The sequence below is a fragment of the Proteus columbae genome (genome assembly GCF_002777965.1).
Lineage (GTDB): Bacteria > Pseudomonadota > Gammaproteobacteria > Enterobacterales > Enterobacteriaceae > Proteus > Proteus columbae.
Map to the genome: position 1 here is coordinate 1 of NZ_NGVR01000009.1, position 18,718 is coordinate 18,718.

General features: G+C 32.1%; 14 protein-coding genes. 6 read left to right on the forward strand and 8 right to left on the reverse strand.

Annotation, left to right across the window (positions count from 1 at the left end; genetic code table 11):
• Positions 1–1,473 precede the first annotated feature (1,473 nt).
• From CBE70_RS04100 to CBE70_RS04110, 3 genes are all read left to right on the forward strand, one after another.
• On the forward strand, positions 1,474–1,764 hold the full coding sequence (locus CBE70_RS04100; protein WP_100158342.1) for a putative quinol monooxygenase: 291 nt from the start codon (positions 1,474–1,476) through the stop codon (positions 1,762–1,764).
• A gap of 198 nt (positions 1,765–1,962) precedes the next feature.
• A complete protein-coding gene (gene yafC, locus CBE70_RS04105; protein ID WP_100158343.1) occupies positions 1,963–2,862 on the forward strand; it encodes a DNA-binding transcriptional regulator YafC in 900 nt (299 codons plus the stop codon).
• 357 nt (positions 2,863–3,219) lie between these two features.
• On the forward strand, positions 3,220–3,798 hold the full coding sequence (locus CBE70_RS04110) for an NAD(P)H-dependent oxidoreductase (protein WP_100158344.1): 579 nt from the start codon (positions 3,220–3,222) through the stop codon (positions 3,796–3,798).
• 109 nt (positions 3,799–3,907) lie between these two features.
• Here CBE70_RS04110 and CBE70_RS04115 read toward each other — a convergent pair whose 3' ends face one another.
• Positions 3,908–5,458 carry a methyl-accepting chemotaxis protein gene (locus CBE70_RS04115; RefSeq protein WP_100158345.1) on the reverse strand — a complete coding sequence of 517 codons (1,551 nt, stop codon included), beginning with the start codon at positions 5,456–5,458 and terminating at the stop codon, positions 3,908–3,910.
• Positions 5,459–5,965: 507 nt separating this feature from the next.
• On the opposite strand from CBE70_RS04115, the gene CBE70_RS04120 reads away from it, so the two are divergent.
• The 3 genes from CBE70_RS04120 to CBE70_RS04130 all read left to right on the forward strand — a co-directional run bounded on the left by CBE70_RS04120 (position 5,966) and on the right by CBE70_RS04130 (position 10,018).
• Positions 5,966–6,547 (forward strand): histidine phosphatase family protein, encoded by a 582-nt coding sequence (locus CBE70_RS04120; protein ID WP_100158346.1) that lies wholly within the window; start codon positions 5,966–5,968, stop codon positions 6,545–6,547.
• 67 nt (positions 6,548–6,614) lie between these two features.
• Positions 6,615–7,502, forward strand: coding sequence for a PhzF family phenazine biosynthesis protein (locus tag CBE70_RS04125; RefSeq protein ID WP_100158347.1), 888 nt, complete (start codon positions 6,615–6,617; stop codon positions 7,500–7,502).
• Between the two features lie 278 nt (positions 7,503–7,780).
• The gene (locus CBE70_RS04130) at positions 7,781–10,018 is read left to right on the forward strand and encodes a TonB-dependent hemoglobin/transferrin/lactoferrin family receptor (protein WP_100158348.1); all 2,238 of its coding nucleotides are present in this window, start codon (positions 7,781–7,783) and stop codon (positions 10,016–10,018) included.
• A 113-nt stretch (positions 10,019–10,131) separates the two neighbouring features.
• Here CBE70_RS04130 and CBE70_RS04135 read toward each other — a convergent pair whose 3' ends face one another.
• The 7 genes from CBE70_RS04135 to CBE70_RS04165 all read right to left on the reverse strand — a co-directional run bounded on the left by CBE70_RS04135 (position 10,132) and on the right by CBE70_RS04165 (position 18,696).
• Positions 10,132–10,743: a protein-methionine-sulfoxide reductase heme-binding subunit MsrQ gene (locus tag CBE70_RS04135; protein WP_100158349.1), complete on the reverse strand. Its 612-nt coding sequence runs from the start codon at positions 10,741–10,743 to the stop codon at positions 10,132–10,134.
• Positions 10,743–11,753 carry a protein-methionine-sulfoxide reductase catalytic subunit MsrP gene (gene msrP, locus CBE70_RS04140; RefSeq protein ID WP_100158350.1) on the reverse strand — a complete coding sequence of 337 codons (1,011 nt, stop codon included), beginning with the start codon at positions 11,751–11,753 and terminating at the stop codon, positions 10,743–10,745. The genes CBE70_RS04135 and msrP overlap by 1 nt, the downstream gene beginning before the upstream one ends.
• A 108-nt stretch (positions 11,754–11,861) precedes the next feature.
• Positions 11,862–13,220: a heavy metal sensor histidine kinase gene (locus tag CBE70_RS04145; protein ID WP_100158351.1), complete on the reverse strand. Its 1,359-nt coding sequence runs from the start codon at positions 13,218–13,220 to the stop codon at positions 11,862–11,864.
• On the reverse strand, positions 13,195–13,887 hold the full coding sequence (hprR, locus tag CBE70_RS04150) for a response regulator transcription factor HprR (RefSeq protein WP_100158352.1): 693 nt from the start codon (positions 13,885–13,887) through the stop codon (positions 13,195–13,197). Before hprR ends, CBE70_RS04145 begins: the two co-directional genes overlap by 26 nt.
• A gap of 771 nt (positions 13,888–14,658) precedes the next feature.
• Positions 14,659–15,585: a hypothetical protein gene (locus CBE70_RS04155; RefSeq protein ID WP_100158353.1), complete on the reverse strand. Its 927-nt coding sequence runs from the start codon at positions 15,583–15,585 to the stop codon at positions 14,659–14,661.
• A complete protein-coding gene (locus tag CBE70_RS04160) occupies positions 15,585–16,736 on the reverse strand; it encodes a DUF3696 domain-containing protein (protein ID WP_100158354.1) in 1,152 nt (383 codons plus the stop codon). The genes CBE70_RS04155 and CBE70_RS04160 overlap by 1 nt, the downstream gene beginning before the upstream one ends.
• On the reverse strand, positions 16,726–18,696 hold the full coding sequence (locus CBE70_RS04165; RefSeq protein WP_100158355.1) for a DUF262 domain-containing protein: 1,971 nt from the start codon (positions 18,694–18,696) through the stop codon (positions 16,726–16,728). The genes CBE70_RS04160 and CBE70_RS04165 overlap by 11 nt, the downstream gene beginning before the upstream one ends.
• Positions 18,697–18,718 lie beyond the last annotated feature (22 nt).

Genomic DNA, 18,718 nt, shown 5'->3' on the forward strand with positions numbered 1-18,718 from the left:
ACTGTTATTTTTTATTTCTCACTTTGTTTTTACTTGTTTTTTATTGCTTAAAATATGTTTATTTTTTTGTTTTTAATTCATTTTTATTTTTATTTAGTGTGAAAATATAATTTATTATTACTTGTTTATTTTTATTTTTATTTTTTTTAATTTAATGATTTTAATTATACAAAATTAATATTTTTATATTAACTGTTTAAATAGATATTAATATGATTTCCTCATCAATGATTAACTTCTTTTGGTATCTAGAACCGCATAATCACTCGCTTTTGAATTGAGTTCAATTGTAATACAAATCAGCGAGATAGTGAATCTATGATAAGCAAAATAAATAACAAATGAGAATGGTTCTTTTTAGCGATCCTCAATTAAAGACATGATTNGATTAACTTCTTTTGGTATCTAGAACCGCATAATCACTCGCTTTTGAATTGAGTTCAATTGTAATACAAATCAGCGAGATAGTGAATCTATGATAAGCAAAATAAATAACAAATGAGAATGGTTCTTTTTAGCGATCCTCAATTAAAGACATGATTGACGTGATCTTGATCGTATTGGTAAAAATAAAAAGTCTATTTTTCTTATTCTTTATGATTGAGGAATCGTGAAATAAATTCTATTTAATAGAAGAGAAATGTTTATTTAAGGACATTTCTTACCTTTTTTAAAGTGTTTGATTTGACTGTTATAGAACAAAGATAAGATATGAAATACTTTTTAAGTAATAGTCTCATTTTTAGATGAAATATTAATTTTATCTGGGTAATTGTCATACAAATATTCAAAGTAAAATAGGTGATTGGAAAGTGAGTTTGCAGATAATTATTTTCAGTTTAACTACGTAATAATCTCTAGCGGAATATTTTCTTGAGTGTGTAAATGTGTTGCTGTCTATTTTGGCTCTATAAAAACGTATCTCACAATAAGTGACATAACCCTAAAATTATTATGGGAGTATTAATAGTGAAAAGATTATTTTCATCATTAAATAGCTCTGTTTTGATAATGGAAATCAGCGATTATGTTAGCGATGTTTTAGGATTTAACATTTGGCACTATCCATAACCGCTGAAATAAATTGGCAAAAGCAAACAGTTTGTCTGATATTGGTAAAATTGTTTACATTTTATTGGCAACGTTGTTACACATGAAAAAAAAGAACCAAAGTGTGAACTAGGTTCATTTTTTTCGTTGAGATGAATGCGTATTAATGGATAAATCAAATGCCATTATAGAAGCTATTGCAATCACACTAGTGACAGAACCGTGATTAACTGTTCATTATGTTGATTGGAGAATTTAACTCAGTGACAACACTTAGTCATAATTTCCTCGATGTAAATTCAGTTTCTCCAATGAAAAGTACTTTTGCCTAAATGTAAATAATGAAATGAAGAATTATGCTAGAGTAATTTCAGACCGTTATTTATTTATCATTTACACTTATGTTGGAATACAGGACATTATATGAATAATATCAGATTGATAGCTACGATTGTGGCAAAAGAAAATCATGAAAATGAAGTATTATCTGCTTGCAAAGCAATGATAAAACCAAGTCATCAAGACGAAGGTTGTATCCAATATGAGCTTCATAAGGATACTACTCAGCCAAGAACCTTTATTTTCTTTGAAATATGGGAAAACCAAGGTGCCATTGATAAACATAATGAAACGGCACATATGAAAGCATTTGTCGAAAATTTAAAAGATAAAATGGATTCACTAGAGATTAAATTTATTGAGAAATTAGCTTAACGCTATTTTTCCTCAGTGAGTGCGTTAAGCAGGTATGCCATTAAGGTCTATCTGCTTATTTTTTGGTAGGCATTACTTATAGTGGATTATGACTAATAACTCACTATTTCTCTCTATTATTAACTTAATTGCAATAATGAAAAAATATTCGTATTCTTAAATTTCAGTACGTTACTTAATGCTACCGAGGTTTATGATATGAAAGCAACATCAGAAGAAGCGCGTGTATTTGTTGAAGTTGTTGAACATAAAAGTTTTACAAAAGCTGCAGATAAACTGAATCTTGCTAATTCAGCGGTAAGTCGTACTGTAAAAAAATTAGAAGATAAATTAGGCGTTAATTTGCTTAATAGAACGACACGCCAGATCAATTTGACCGCAGAAGGTGAACTTTATTTTCAACGCATGAAAGTGATATTGCAAGAGATGCAAGCGGCTGAAAATGAGTTACATGGTACACAAAGTTCTCCTAAAGGTTTACTGCGTATCGATGCGGCTACACCTGTGGTATTACATCTTTTGATCCCTTTTATTTCTGTTTTTCGCCAACAGTATCCTGATATTATTTTGTCGTTAGTCTCCTCGGAAACCTTTGTTAATTTAATTGAGCGTAAAGTGGATGTTGCTATACGTGTTGGCCAATTAACGGATTCAAGTCTACGAGCACGCCCGCTATTAAATAGCTATCGTAAAATTGTGGCTTCACCGAAATACCTTGAGCGCAAAGGAACACCTAAGTCGGTTGAAGATTTAAATCAGCATACTTGTTTAATATTTACTGAGCCCGCTTCATTAAATACATGGCCATTAGAGATTAAAGATAACGAGTTAATAACGGTGACTGAGGGAATTTCCTCAAACAGTGGCGAAACATTAAGACGGTTATGTATTAATGGTGAAGGGATCGCCTGTTTATCTGATTTTATGTTGGATAAGGATATTCAAGATGGGAAATTAGTTGAATTATTCAATGATGAATTACAGCCTGTACCTTTACCATTTCATGCCGTTTATTATAGTGACAGAGTTGTGAGTCAGCGCATTCGCGTTTTTATTGATAGCTTAACTCAATATCTATCTGACACATTAAAGCTGTAACTTTTAGCACGCTAATGCACTTAATTTCTTACAGCTTATCTTAGTGTGATAGTAATTTAATTCTATTGGGTTAGAAGATATTTTTATTAATGTTATAACAGCCGAATGTTTAAAAAAATAGCCTGAACAACAATAGACTTTTACCTAAAAAGCAATAATCTCTATTATTAATACACATAATCGTAAAAATGGATTATTTTGGTTTTTTATGCTTTTTATTGTTCATTTATTTCCAATTTAAAGAAAATAATCCTGAGTTTTAATTTATTGCGGCATTTGGTGTTGTGTGTGGATTTCTTAATTTCCTGTTAAATTAACGCTATTAAACGTATCGTAAGAGAAAATTTAGGAATTAGAATGAATATTTTACTGATTAATGGTGGTCAAAACTTTGGTCATTCTGCGGGTCAATTAAACCGCACATTACATGATGTTGCAGCTGAACATTTAGTCACATTAGGTCATAGCGTTAAAGAAACTCAAATAGAAGAGGGCTATGATATTGATGACGAAATTGAGAAGTTTTTATGGGCAGACACCATTGTTTATCAAATGCCTGGCTGGTGGATGATGATGCCATGGAAAGTAAAAAAATATATGGATGATGTTTATACATTTGGTCATGGCAAATTATATGAAAATGATGGGCGTACGCGTCGTGATCCTAAAAAGCAATACGGTACAGGGGGGTTGCTACAAGGGAAACAATATATGATTTCCGTGACGTGGAATGCGCCTGTTGAAGCCTTTAATGAATTTGGTAATTTCTTTGATGGTAGAGGTGTTGATGGTGTTTATTTTGCTTTTCACAAATCACAACAATTTTTAGGATTATCTCAATTACCAACTTTTATGGTCAATGATGTTATTAAAGAGCCAAGTGTTGATAATGATATTGCTGAATATAAAGCACATTTAACTCATGTATTTGGCTGAGTTTATTGTTCCGTCTAGCCGTTTGGCTTATGCTTAAAACATGTTTAAAGGTCACTATGATAGAAGATTAGTGACCTTTATTTTTTCAATAAACTTATTCAACTAAATATTAGATATTTTTAATCTGAAAGTAATTTACTAATTTATTCAGATTAAGTGCTTGTTCATTTAGTGAACTCGCAGCGGCTACAGATTCCTCTACTAATCCCGCATTCTGTTGAGTTGTTGAATCAAGCTGGCTTATAGCATTATTGATTTGTGATATACCATCGCTTTGTTCATTACTGGCTTGCCCAATTTCACGCAATAGCGCACTGATCTCTTCGACATCGGTGATCATTTTTCGGATTTGTGAGCCGGCTTGCTCAACTAATTCCATTCCTTCTTGTGTTTGCGTTGATGAATTATCGATAAGTGTGCGTATATCATTAGCGGAGTCTGCACTTTTTTGTGCCAGCAGTCTAACTTCACCCGCAACAACCGCAAAACCTTTACCATGTTCACCTGCTCTAGCGGCTTCAACAGCTGCATTTAGTGCAAGAATATTAGTTTGGAATGCAATGGCATCAATTAAGTTAATAATATCTGTCATTTGAGACGATGAGCTATTAATGGCTCTCATTTTTTCAGTTAGCTGAAGCATCATTTCGCCATTATGATGTACAGCGATTTCAGTTTTTTCAGCAACACTAATCGCATCATGAGTATGATCTGCGGTGTTTTTAACAGTTGACGTCATTTGCTCCATTGAGCTTGCCGTTTCTTCTACTGATGTTGCTTGTTCTTCTGTTCTTGCCGCTAAATTTTGGCTACCAGCTGTAATTTGTTCCGCTGCCGACGAAATATTTTCAGCGCCATTTTGTACATTTTGCACAACTTCTAATAGGTGCAATTTCATTTCAGCAAGGGCTTGTAATAATATTCCTGCTTCATCCTGATAATCAGTATTCACTTCTTGTGTTAAATCACCATTAGCAATCGCTTTAGCAAAGTTTATTGCCTTCTCTAATGGAAGAGTAATGCCTTTAGTAATAAACCATCCTAAAATACTGCCCACAATAATACTGATGAGAGTTAATAATACTAAAAAGATTCTTTTCTCGAAAAAATCACGTTCAACCGCGTCACCAGCCTCCACCATTTTTTGATTTTGTAATTCGATAAACTCTAATATTTTATCGCGATACTTTAATTGAATAACGGAAGTTTTTGTGATCAGTTCATTAACGGCAGCGTGTCTGTTATTTTCATTAAATGCCTTCACCACAAAGTTTTGAGAGTTTATATATTGCTGACGAATATCATAAACCTCAGCTAAGATTTTTTTTGATTCAGCATCGTGTGTGGTTTCGTCTAACTCTTTCAGTAATTGTGCAACCTTAGCGGTTATCTCTGCTTTTTTGCTCTCTTGTTCAACTGCTAAACTTCCTTGCTCATCAAGCATAGTGAGTTGCTGAAATATAATAAATTCATTGAAATTATTAATCAGTAAATTGGCTTTGACTGTGGCTGGATAGATATCATCAACAACATCATGAATATCTTGATTCGCGCTATTTAAACCCATTAATGCGAAACCGGAACCCAACATAATTAACATCACAAAAGTTGTAAATGCGATGGTTAACTTTGTACGAATTTTAAAGTTTTTAAAGAACATGCTTAACCCTGGATAAATAATAATTAATAAGTATTGGTAACTTATTTAAGAACAAACAGTATCGGTAAGCAGTGGCAGAACTTTAGTCATTAAACTAAATAAAAGGAGATAAAAAGGCTTGCATTGATTTTTAATACATTATTTTTATTGTAAAAAAGAGATTTCTTCCCTTTTTTTATCTAAATGTGCTGAGTGTTTAAATTTCATTCAACTTTATAAATTTGAACGTAAAGTAATAGAGAATTAAAAATATTCTTTATTTTCCGTTAACGATTGTTTGTTCGATTTTAATATTTGTTAATTAATATTGTGGTATTTAAAAGGTAGAACAAAGGTCAACAGATTATAAGAGTGGCAAAATGTACGCTATCTAAGACTCGCTCACCTCTGAAATGCTTTTAGCTATGATAGACTGAGTGACTTAAAACAGGTGAGTTTATGGTTAATGTTAGATGTGTTTTAACTTTCCATATTTCTTATACTCAATTGACTTAAAGGTAACGCTGTATGCGCAGTGTATTTATATTTTTGAGCATATTTATTTTAGGATTTAGTCATATGGCGTATTCCGATCAAACACTGGTCTTTATAAGACATGGTGAAAAACCTGATAATGATAGCGGGCAACTGACCTGTAAAGGGTTAAATAGAGCATTAGCTTTACCTGATGTGCTTATAAATCAATTTGGTAAACCTGATGCATTATTCGCCGCTGCACCTAAACAGAGTAAATTAGGCAATTCATTGCGTTCACTCCAAACGATTTCGCCTATCGCTATTAAAACCTCATTGCCTATTCATCTTCAATATCATGCTAAAGAGATAAAAGAATTGCGTGAAGATCTACTAAACCAGCAATATAAAAATGCAGTTATTTTTATTGCATGGGAGCATGATAATTTAGTTAAAGTTGCACGAGATATCATGAAACAAGAGGGGGGCGATCCTAAATTAATCCCTAAATGGAAAAGTAGTGATTTTGATAGTATTTATATCTTAAAAATTATCCGAGAGGGTGATAAGAAAAGCGTTATCTTTGAACAAAGACAGCAAGGATTAGATAGAGTGTCAGAAATTTGCCCTAATTAGTGGGTATTTTATAACACTCTATTTTTACACACAGATTTAATACGATTTGAAATAATGCAGGAAATATATGCAAAATGAAGTTATAGGTTCAGTAGAGCACGAGATCAAAGTTCACCTTGTAAACTCATTTACTCGAAATAATAAAGGTGGTAATCCTGCTGGCGTGGTACTTAATCCCCCTCAATTAAGTGATGAACAGAAAATTGCTATAGCTAAAGAAGTCGGATTTTCTGAAACAGCTTTTGTTTATCAAGGTGAAGAGACTGATTTTAAGGTTGATTTTTTCACCCCTGAAGGTGAGGTCGATTTTTGTGGTCATGCTACATTAGCGGTATTTTTTACTTTATCTTCACTCAATTTATTGGCTTCTGGTCATTACACACAAAAAACGAAAGCAGGTATTTTAAGCGTCGCAATTGATACTGAAAATGTCGTTATGGAGCAAACACTGCCTGTTTCACGACAAGCTCCAAATATCGATGCTGTGGCTGCTGCACTGGGAATAAATAGTGAAATTATTTCAGCAACAGGCTTACCTATTGAGATATTTTCAACGGGATTACCCGATATTCTGATCCCCGTACAATTTGGGCAATTAGATACGCTAAAGCCTAATTTTGAAGCAATTGCAAACTTAAGTCGTGAATTTAATACTATCGGTTTTCATGTTTTTGAGCTTAGCCAAGATAAAGAAATTACTGCTCATTGCCGTAACTTTGCGCCTTTATATGGCATCAATGAAGAGTCTGCAACAGGAAGTTCTAGTGGCGCTTTAGGCTGCTATCTTGTTAAGCATGTTTTCCCTCATAAGACACATTTTCTATTAGAGCAGGGGCGTGCAATGCAATGTTCTTCGCTTATTCACGTTATTATTGATTCAACGGAAAATACAATTAGTAGAGTGAGAGTGGGTGGAAAAGCGACAATGATAGGCTCGAAGATTATTATTCTTTAAATAACTAGTGGTGTTTTATATAAAGTGATTCCTAATAGGCTCTAGTCTAAAAGCTAGAGCCTTTGTGTTTTAAAATGTTGTTTAATTTTTGTATTTATAATTCTGCAATCTTTTATTCTTAAAAAATATATTTAAACCAATATATATAAACATAAATATAATTAATTTGTTATTAATTAGATAAAGCAACTAAATTTCCAATTGTATTACAATTCCTTTTATTAAATTGAATGCTAATGATTATAATTATCATTCGTCACTTTAACTAAGGGGTGTTTATGAAAAAAACGTTATTCTATCTAGTTGTTACCTTGATATTTTTTTTTAATAATAAAACTATAGCTGAAGATATTCTTTATGTGATTGAAAAAGAAGAAGAAAAAGTTAATGAAAAAACATTAAATTCAGAACAATTGGAAAAAAACTTGATATTTAGCATGGAAGATATTGTTCGCCATCTTCCTGGTGTTGGTGTCTCATCCGAAGGACGCTTTGGTAATAATGGATATGCAATAAGAGGTGTTGATAAAGATCGTGTTGCTATACAGGTTGATGATATCCCTCAAGCAGAAACTTTCGATAATACCATTTATAAAGGTTATGGTTATTTTAATGGGAGTATGAATGATATAGAAACAGAACATTTAAAGTCTGTAATTATATCTAAAGGTGCTGATTCTATATTTTCAGGTAGTGGAGCATTAGGAGGGGCTGTAAAATACGTTACCAAAGATCCTGCTGATTTGATTAGTGAAGGCAATTGGGGGTTTGTTTCTCGAAGTGTTTATACTTCTAAAAATAATGAAAAAATGCAAACGATAGGTATTGCAACTTCCCAACAAGATGTAGAAGGGATGCTCTTATATGTTTATCGTAATGGACATGAAACTAATAATTATAAACATGAAAATGATATATTCGGTTCTGCTAGAGGAACACCAGATCCTCAAGAAAAAACGCGTCATTCTTTACTATCAAAGATTAATCTATTAGGTATTCAAAACCATAAAATAGGTGCTACTTTTGAATACAGTGAGGGTAAAACATATACAGATGAAAAATCTTGGTACTTATTTTCTTCCTATTATCGTACTGGTGATGATTTATCAAAAAGAATTAGATATACACTCTCTGATACGTGGACTCCAGAAAGATATATTGACAGTATGACGACAAGCTTTAATTGGCAAAAAATAGAACAAAAAGCATTTAGCTCTACGTTTGATGAACATTATAATGGTCATTATTATGATATTTTTGAAGAAAATAGTAGGAATATCATTCAATATGGTAGGTTTATTAATAATGAAATAGTATTAATGCCATTATCTTTATTTAATACAACGCACTCATTAGCACTACGAACTTCATATTCTACAAAAACACTTAACAATAAAAATACAGATACTAAATATCTAGGAAAACCTAAAATACCTTATCAATCTAATTATAGCATCATCAGACCTGTATATACTCAAGATATTAGTATTGCTTTTGTTGATGAAATAAAAATGTTTGATGACAAATTAAATGTAGTTTTAGGTAGTAGATATGATAATGTTTTTCATCATACAGATAATGTTAAATTATCTTTAGCGAAAGATAGTCATCTCACTGATAATCATTATCAGGCTTTATCTTTGGCATTATCAACCAGTTATAACATAACACCAAATTATACTTTCCAATATAAAATTGGGCAGGGGTTTCGTATTCCAACAGCTCAAGAGCTTTATTTTGATTATGGAGGTAATGATGCTCGTAATCGCTTAGAGCCTAACCCTAATTTAAAGCAAGAAAAAGGATTAAGTAATGAAATATCATTAAGTTATAATAATGATAAATTATTTAATAAAGTAAATGTATATTATACTAAATACAATAACTTTATTGATCTTAAGCAGAGCGAAAAGCAAGTTCCTAATCCGTGGTATAATCCTAATATGGGTGATAGTTATTGGAATAAGCCAACATTACCACAAAATCATCTTCAATATAGTAATGTTGCCTCAGCATACGTTTATGGTTTTGAGCTAACGAATGAAATTCGGCTTTCCAAAATATTTGGCTTAGATAATATATATATATTGCGTAATACATTTAACTATACACGCGGAAAAGATGCTTCTGGAGATTCATTACTTTCTGTACAACCTTTTAAATGGGTTTCTTCCTTATCTTATGATAATGCGGATAGAAAATATGGTGCAGGGATATTTATGACTTATTCAGCACGAAAAGAAGGTAATCAAGCAATACGGAATGGTCGTGAATGGCCATATCTTAGTGATCCTTATACTGTATTTGACACAACAGCTTACTATAATGTAAATAAAAATATTGTATTGCGTGCAGGGATTTTTAATTTATTTAATAGAAAATATAGTACTTGGGATGCATTAAGAAGTCTGCCAGAATTTGGTACAACAAATCAAATAGATCGTGATCGTCTTGGTTTACAACGTTTTACTGCTCCTGGGCGTAATTTTTCTATGGATATATCATTGTATTTCTAATGCTGAATAGATAGGTAACTATTTAGTTTATTACAATTTGTTAAAGCCTCTTAAATGAGGCTTTAACAAGATAACTTATATAATATTAGAATTAAATTGGTGGATAGGCTATTCTATATATTAGTTGGTTTGTTTTTTTTCTTTTGCCAAAAGTGAAAAAGGTAAGTTAATCCAATAATAATTAGATAAATAATAGGCTCTGGTGTTGGCGATTTTAATGATAAAAAATAATGAATATAGGCTAATAATAAGAGTGGATAAAATAGACTATGTATTCTTTTCCATTCTTGATTAAATTTATTTTTTAACCAATCAAATGAACTTATAGCCATCAATAATAAAATAATCCAACATAAAGCTCCTATAATAAGATAAATATGGGAAAAAACCTCGCTAAAAAAGAAAGTAATATTTTTCCAACCTATTTCAAGTAGCAGATAACTTGCTAAATGTAAATTAGCCCAAAAAAAACACCATAATCCTAATAGCTTTCTTACTTGAAATAATGTGTTTAATTTTAAGTAAAAGGCAACCATTGGGATCAGAGCTAATATAATTAATAAACGCAACGCTGTAATTCCAGTAAAATGCTGAATATCTTTTGAAGGATCTGCGCTGAATTTTTGCGTATAAGTTGCATAAATAAGCCAAGTGAAAGCCAATAAACCAATAAGATGGAATATGGTTTTTAATAACTTAACTTTTATTCCATATATTGGTTGCATTAAAAATTTCTCCGCAAATCTAAATCTTTATATAAATGCGCGACTTGGTCGCTATAGCCATTGAACAATAATGTTGGTTGTCTTGTAACTTGACCTAATCCACCTGTGCCTATAAAGCGTTCTGTTGCTTGTGACCAACGAGGATGGCTAACATCTGGATTAACATTTGCATAAAAACCATATTCATGCGGTGCTGAAAGGTTCCATGTTGTTGGTGGAATTGACTCAGTTAAACGAATTTTGACAATGGATTTGATCCCCTTAAATCCATATTTCCACGGAACAACAAGGCGAATAGGTGCACCATTTTGGTTTGGCAAGGATTTTCCATATACTCCTGTCGCCAATAATGTGAGTGGATTCATCGCTTCATCGAGCCTTAATCCCTCGACATACGGGTATTGCAAACCACCGCCAATGAAGCGACTATCTTGTCCGCGCATCTCCTGTGGTGCATAACGTGTTTCAAAGGCAACATATTTTGCACGACTATTGGGTTCAACCAAAGAAAGTAAGCTCGCTAATGGAAAACCGACCCAGGGAATGACCATCGACCATGCTTCAACACAACGCATACGATAGATACGTTCTTCTAATTGAAATTTACGATTAATATCGTCTAAGTTTAAAGTAAGTGGGCGATTAACTTCACCATCAATAGTTAATGTCCATTCTTCTGTTTTCATTGTGTGTGCATACTCAGCAGGATCGGATTTATTAAGGCCAAATTCATAGAAATTGTTATATCCGATTACTTTATCTTCATGAGTTAATTGTAATGAAGATTGATATTCTTCAGGTTGAATAAATTGTAATTCTTTACGGGATGATTTTGGTGTTGTTGGTTTGTTATCTTCAGTAAACCATGAAAATAAATCGGCTTTTACAGTGGATGAAACCGCTATTCCAGCAGTGCCGATGCCTAATAATTTTAGTAAATTACGTCGTTTCATCATAAAAACAGATTCAGGTGTAATTTCTGATAGGTTATTGTTCCTGTTTTTTTTCATGATGTTACCTCTACATAATTAAGAAGATATTAGATTGATAAGTTAATTATGCAGAGATATTTTATAAAAAAGCTGACAAAAAGATGACAATTTTGTCATATCGCGTAATTAGCATGGAAAGGTTAAAATAAATACATTATGTTTTCCAATACGCTTGTAACTGACTTTACCCTCATGTAATGTCATAATTGCTTGTACAATTGATAAACCCAAACCATTTCCATCTGTTGTCCTTGCATTATCACCACGCCAAAAACGAGTAAATATTTTTTCTTGTTGATTCAATTCATCACCAATATTACTGACACAAATCACTAACTGATTTTTTTCTTTTTTACATTGAGTGATGACTTGTGTATTAACAGGAGAATATTTAATTGCATTTGAAATGAGGTTCATTAATATGCGAGTAAAAAGTAAGTGATCTGCACTAACTGTTAATGTTGTTGGCTCTTTTAATAAGGTGATTTGTTTTTCTTCTGCATAAAATGAAAATAGATTATAAATTTCATCAATTAGATCCGATAAATTCAAAGTTTCTCTATTTAAAATAATATTTTTATTTTCAGCGCGAGCGATAAATAAAATATTTTCGATTATTTTTGCAAGTTTATCCAATTCTTCAATATTACTAATAATAATTGATTCATATTCTTCTACGCTACGAGAGCGTTGTAACATAATTTCATTTTGAACTTTTATTGCATTAATCGGTGTTCTGAGTTCATGAGCCAAGTCATCTGCTAATTGAGTTAGCTTTACAAAATCATTTTTTAACCTTTTTCTCATTATATTTAATGAGTCACCTAAACTTTTCAGTTCACTGGGAAGTTGTGAGATATTTATAGTTTGGCTAAGAGTATGTACATCTGTTTTTGCTGTAATTTGGCTAAGAAAACGGATATCTCTTAGCCCATGTTTAATTAACCAAAAACTTAATATTCCCATAAATAAAATAGAAGCTAATGAGATTATCAATGTTTTACTTAAATATTCGCTTAGCATACTGATACGCACAATAGATGCTTTGGCGATCACTACATTTAACATGCCTATTGGTGATTCTATTGTAAAGTTAATAGCAGAAACGGGGACTCCTGATTCTGTTTCCCAACAAGTAATAATATTTAAATCGATATTCTTTGTATCAACAGTTTTTAGATGATTTGTAAATAAAATATCTGAATTAGTATCAACTAAAATTTTATTATGAGCATCAGTAATATAAATAATATCTTGTTGCATATCCATCATACGTTGAAAATAGATTGGTAATGTTTTGATATCAATTCCGCTATTAATTAACTTTGCTAATTGGTCTGCACGGTTTACAAGTAAGGCATTATCGCGAGATATTAATTCATTTTTAAGCGATTGATAAAGCGTTAAAGACATAAAACCTGCATTTGCAATCATCAATATGATAAATAAAGAGATGATTTTAAATCTCAGTGATTTTGTTTTCATTATTGACTCCATTTAGCCTATATCCCATTCCTCTGACCGTTTCGATTAATTTGATTTCAAATCCATCATCAATTTTTTTTCGTAAACGACGGATAGCAACATCTACAATATTAGTATCACTATCAAAGTTAATTCCCCAAATCTCGCTTGCAATTAATGTCCTCGGTAATATTTCATTAATATGTAAAGCAAAAAAAAGTAATAATGAATATTCTTGTCGTGTCATAGGGATGTGTATATTATTACGCTCCACCTCGTGACGAGATAAGTTAATTTTTAAATCAGCAATTTCAATAATTGTTGAAATATTTTGTTGAACTCTTAATTGATTTTTAACCCTTGCTAATAATTCTGAAAATGAGAAGGGTTTTACTAAATAATCATTTGCTCCTAATTCTAGTCCTTTAACACGATCATCTACGGCATCTCTTGCTGTTAAACAAATCACAGGCACTGATTTCGATGTACGCAATATTTTTAAAATATTCCAGCCATCCATTCCTGGGAGCATAATATCAAGAATAATTAATTTGTAGTCATTTTCTAATGCTAAATAGAGTCCATCTCGACCATCACTTGTAATATCAATAGTATAGCCAGCTTCCTCTAATCCTTTTTTAACCCAATTAGCTGTTTTTTCATGATCTTCAATTAAGAGTATTTTCATTATTATTCCCTTAAATTCTTTAGAATAGGTATTTTGTATTATTTTAAACCAGTCATATATAGGATTAATAGAGCTAATTAAATATGATAGTTTTTACTAAAACTGAACTTGTAATAATAGGTTTGAGAGACTCATTACATTGTTATTAAATAGCTTTTATGTAAAAGAGTAAATAATTAGTGTTATTTCAGAAATTTTTATGACAGTAGATTCACTTGTTTTTGTATTCTCATTCTTGAGAAAAAATTGTAAAAATTATATGTATGCGGTTACGGTTTGCAATAATCTATGATGAATATGCTATAAAAGTTGAAGAGGATGGATGTATTTGTTTGGTCATTGAAAGTAAAAAAGGCCCACCGAAGTGAGCCTTTCTAAACTTTAAATGATCCGCGTGTCATTTGCGTGCCATTCATAGTCCTTTTGTTGTCAGTGTGTAGTCCTGATGATTTCGCTAACTTCTTGTTTTTGAAACCGTAGTCCTATCACTGACCCACCAAATTTGGGCTGGCGGAGTCTGAATTCGTCGCTTAACTAAATGATTTTATAGTCCTAATGTTCAGTTCAACTTTTCAAAAGTGCCTAATAAGGTGCCTAAAAATATTTTGACCAAATAATGCATGAAAAAGAACTAGCTGATAATTTAATTATAATACTATATATGGTCTATAAGCCAATAAATAAGTAGAATGAAGAAATAGCAATAGAATTAATCTGTCGTATTTGCTATTGCTTAAAAAAACATCGATAGGCTCAGTCTATCTCTTTTGATTAGCTTTCTGGAGCGTACCGATCTTGAGAATCATGAGTTGAAATATGTGGCCCTATGGCTGCGATTGCTATTTTATACTCTGATTCATTTATTGGAATAAATCCAAAGTAGATACGTTTATGGTAATGCTTAGTATCCCCTTCATTGTTGCGTTTAGAAGGTTTCAAATGGTAATTACAATTTAAATTTGGGTATATATGCCCATTATATTCAAACTTAAACTGAAAGTGCTTATGTGAATGACCTTGTGGGGTACAATCATAACCAGCTTTCGAACCAATACTTCTAGTAAGTCTAAGAAAGTTCCTATCAGTAAATGGGCTTGAATCATTTAAAGCGCGTAGACATTGAGTTATAGCTATCGAATAATTACAAAAACCATCTGAAACTCGACTTAAAGTAGCTTCACAGTCAGCATGATATTCAATATTTTTAAAATGGCTTTTAGCACGAGTGTAGTAGCTTTTCTCATTAATGGGGTAGTTGCCAAGGAGATACTCATAAAAGAAATAAAAATCATCAGTGGTACTTATTAAGTGAAGAGCATCAGCAGAGTTAAATCCATTAGGCGCGTACAAAGCGCACCAGAGGTGATTGTCTACGTCTGGTGATGCAGATATTTCTTTTAATTTTTCCCCAGTATGCTGTTTATTAAATCCGCTAAAGTATTCTCGATGCAATTTGCTGATAAAGGCTGAGACGACTAATCTGTCTTTACCATAAGAAAAATTATCAAATTGTTGTCTTAATGAGTGACCAAAGTATTGATCATCAAGAATATCATTTGCTAATGAGAGGGTTACACTGTCTCGCTTAAACTGGTCTTGAAGGCGTTTAAGTTTAGAAAATTGCTCCTCTACTTCATCAAAATTATTGAAGTGATAGCATTCAAAGCTAAAATTGGAAAATCCAATGATTATATTCATTATTTTTTACCAAATTCTTTCTCAGGTTCTTTACCACTCATCAAAATGTCCATATCAATGAGTTGCTGATCAAAAAAATCAGTAGGCCACTCAGATAGCTCTCCTTGTGGTGTTACAGTTATCGGAATAACTTTGCTGCATTTCTCCGTTGAGTCTGCTACTACTTGATAAATCTTTATTTTTTCACAGTCTACCTTATTTAACCTAGGCATCAAACGCATTCCATTAATTAAATGGTCACTGTGAGTTTCGATGATAACTTGCACCCCAGCTTGGGCTGTAAGGGCAATTAAACGTCCAAGATAGCTCTGTCCTCTGGGATGTAAATGCGCCTCAGGATTCTCAATAATTACTAAGCCACCGGGGCGAGTAAAGAGTAGAGCGGTGACAATTGAAAGAGCATAACTGACACCAAACCCAACATTTTGAGATTTTAGATTTCTATTACCATTTTGCACAAAGATATTTACTGATGTAGAAGCTTCTTCAAATAATTGCGAGGTTACTGAGATACCCGGACTAATCTCTTTCAACCAAGCATCAATCTGCCTATTTAGTGAGGTTTGTTCTTCATCAGGGTGTAATCTAGGATCTATTTGGGCATCTTTGGGATTATCAGCCCCTCCTACAAACAAACGCCTAGAAGTATCTGACTGGGATAAAAACTCTGAAGTAAACTCTCCTTTAGCTCCTAACCAATCTTTATGAAAACTATCAGATTTTTTAATCTCGTAATTAACTCTTGGCCCATAACGTTCAGCTTGAAGATATTGTATATTATTTGTTAGATATTCTAGTTCAGCAGTTATTTCAATAGGTGTTAGTGCAGTTAAGTGTTTATTAGATATCTTTTCTTGTGTATCAATATCTGTAAAACCCCAAGAAATAGTTCCTGAATTGATTTCCAACTCGATGTTTAGGCTAGTATCATCAGCATTTTGGTGATGAATATCTTTGAGAGAACCTAGCTCAACTAAATTACCATTTAATGCAACAATAGATTTAAAGCTAGATTGAATAGGTACTGATATTGCTTGAATAGCAGTACTTTTTCCGACTGAATTATTACCACAAAACACAGTTAGCATGGAAAACTCAATCAATTCATCTTTATACGATTTGAAATTATGTAATCTTAATTTATTTATCATTATATTTACCCAGCACTGGTTTTATATCTACATCTATGCCTGTTGATTTCTTAATAATATTCCTAAAAGCATTGAATCTATAAAGTATAGTAACTCTCTTACCAGTAGAAGCTGAAATTGAGTACATAAAACCACGATTCTCTATTTGATATTTATCAGATTCCCAAGTTGCAAACTCAGTTGAATCAGAGTCAATGGCTCGTGATAATTCGTTGATAAAATCATCAATGTTTAATAGAATTTGTTCTATTTGATTTTTATCTAAATTAGCAAATATAGCTATAATAACTTCAAACAAAGGTTTACTAATAGGTGCACTTTTTCCGACAGTTGATGATTTTCTAAATGCTGCACCAGCAAACACTTTATGAGCTAAACGTAACCCTTGTTTAAATTTATTTTCAAGCTTGAAAAATATAATATCACTATTTTCTGAAATTACGGCTAACCCTTCATCAATAGAATCAGCATCCTCTAGGAACAATTTATGCTTATTAATTACTTTCATAGTTAGAGATAAAAATTCATTATAAGTGCTATAATTAAAATCTTTATAACCTAACACTATATAGGATAAAGCAGATAGGCAAAGCTCCATATCTTTTTGTCGTTGAGGGCTTACCTTACTATTGGTCGATTCAATAAATTCAGGGCTAGAAGATAAATATCGTAAAAAGGTAACACTTGATCCTTGGTACATTGCTGAGCGTATTTCTTGATTACTTAATTTTACACCATATGTATTAATTCGATGGAATAACTCAACGATTAGGCTATCTTTATCAGATTCAGCATCAATAACATGAGCTGTAATTTGGTATTCTCTTATTTTACGTTTATCTAGCCTACTAAGTTCGCTAAAGTATGTTCCATTATAATTATCATCTAGAGTAGTTAAATTTGCTAACTTAAAACTATCTTTCATAAAGTCAAAAACTGTCGTAATACGCTGAAGCCCATCAACAACAATCCAATCACCATTTTTTTTCTCTGCAAAGTAAAAAGCTGGCAAAGGTAATCCCATTAGTATTGACTCAATAAGTTTAGACCTTTTTTCCATAGACCAAATACGATCTTTGCGCTGAAAATCTGGTTGTAGTTCAATTTCATTAAAACTAAGGCGATCATATATAAGGGACAACACTGGAGTTATATGTCTAATACGCAGACCATCCTTATTATTCTCGTAATGAACTATTTCTCCATTTATTATTAAGTCGTCATCAACATCAATTTCATGATCATCAGTTTCATTTTCTATTCCTGTAAATGCTTCATCTTCAATAAGCTCCTCGACTGACCTGATTTCAGTTAGTTTATTATAGGAGTCTTCGCCTTCACTTATTTGATATAATTCATTTTTAAGGGTTACTATAGAGTTGTTAACATCACCTTCCAAGCTATCTAATGTTCTGATTGTTCGGTTAAGCTCTTTACTAATTTGGGTATAGGATAATCCACTATCAATATGGTTTAAAGTTGTCTTTAACTTGGTTAATATTTCATTTTGCCGAATGGATATATTTTGATTGCTTAGGGAGAGGTAGTTATCAATTTTAGATAATAAAATGCTTAAGTCATCACCTGTGAGTTCGGATAAGGTACCTAATTCATGTACAGGCTCAGTCCGTAAAAAAATGTGTTTTTTACCCTTAAATCGAAAGTGTTGTATATATGGCAAATGAGCGAATACTGTCTCCGGTTGGTTACGGCTACTACCACTTCCATATAATGCTTGATCAACATTACAAAACCCTTTGTATATTAAGTCGTTCCAAATCGCTTCTAACTCGGTAAAAGGGCGGCTATTTCCTAACTCACTAGGAGAATTAGATATATAATAGCTCTTGAGCTCGTGATCAAATTTTGTGATATATATAGGAGCAGTTTTAGGATTGATGGCTTGAAGTGGTTTCCCAACTAATTTTTCAATGTCTAATAATATATGTTTAAATTTCATAGCGAACCTAACTTATCCTATA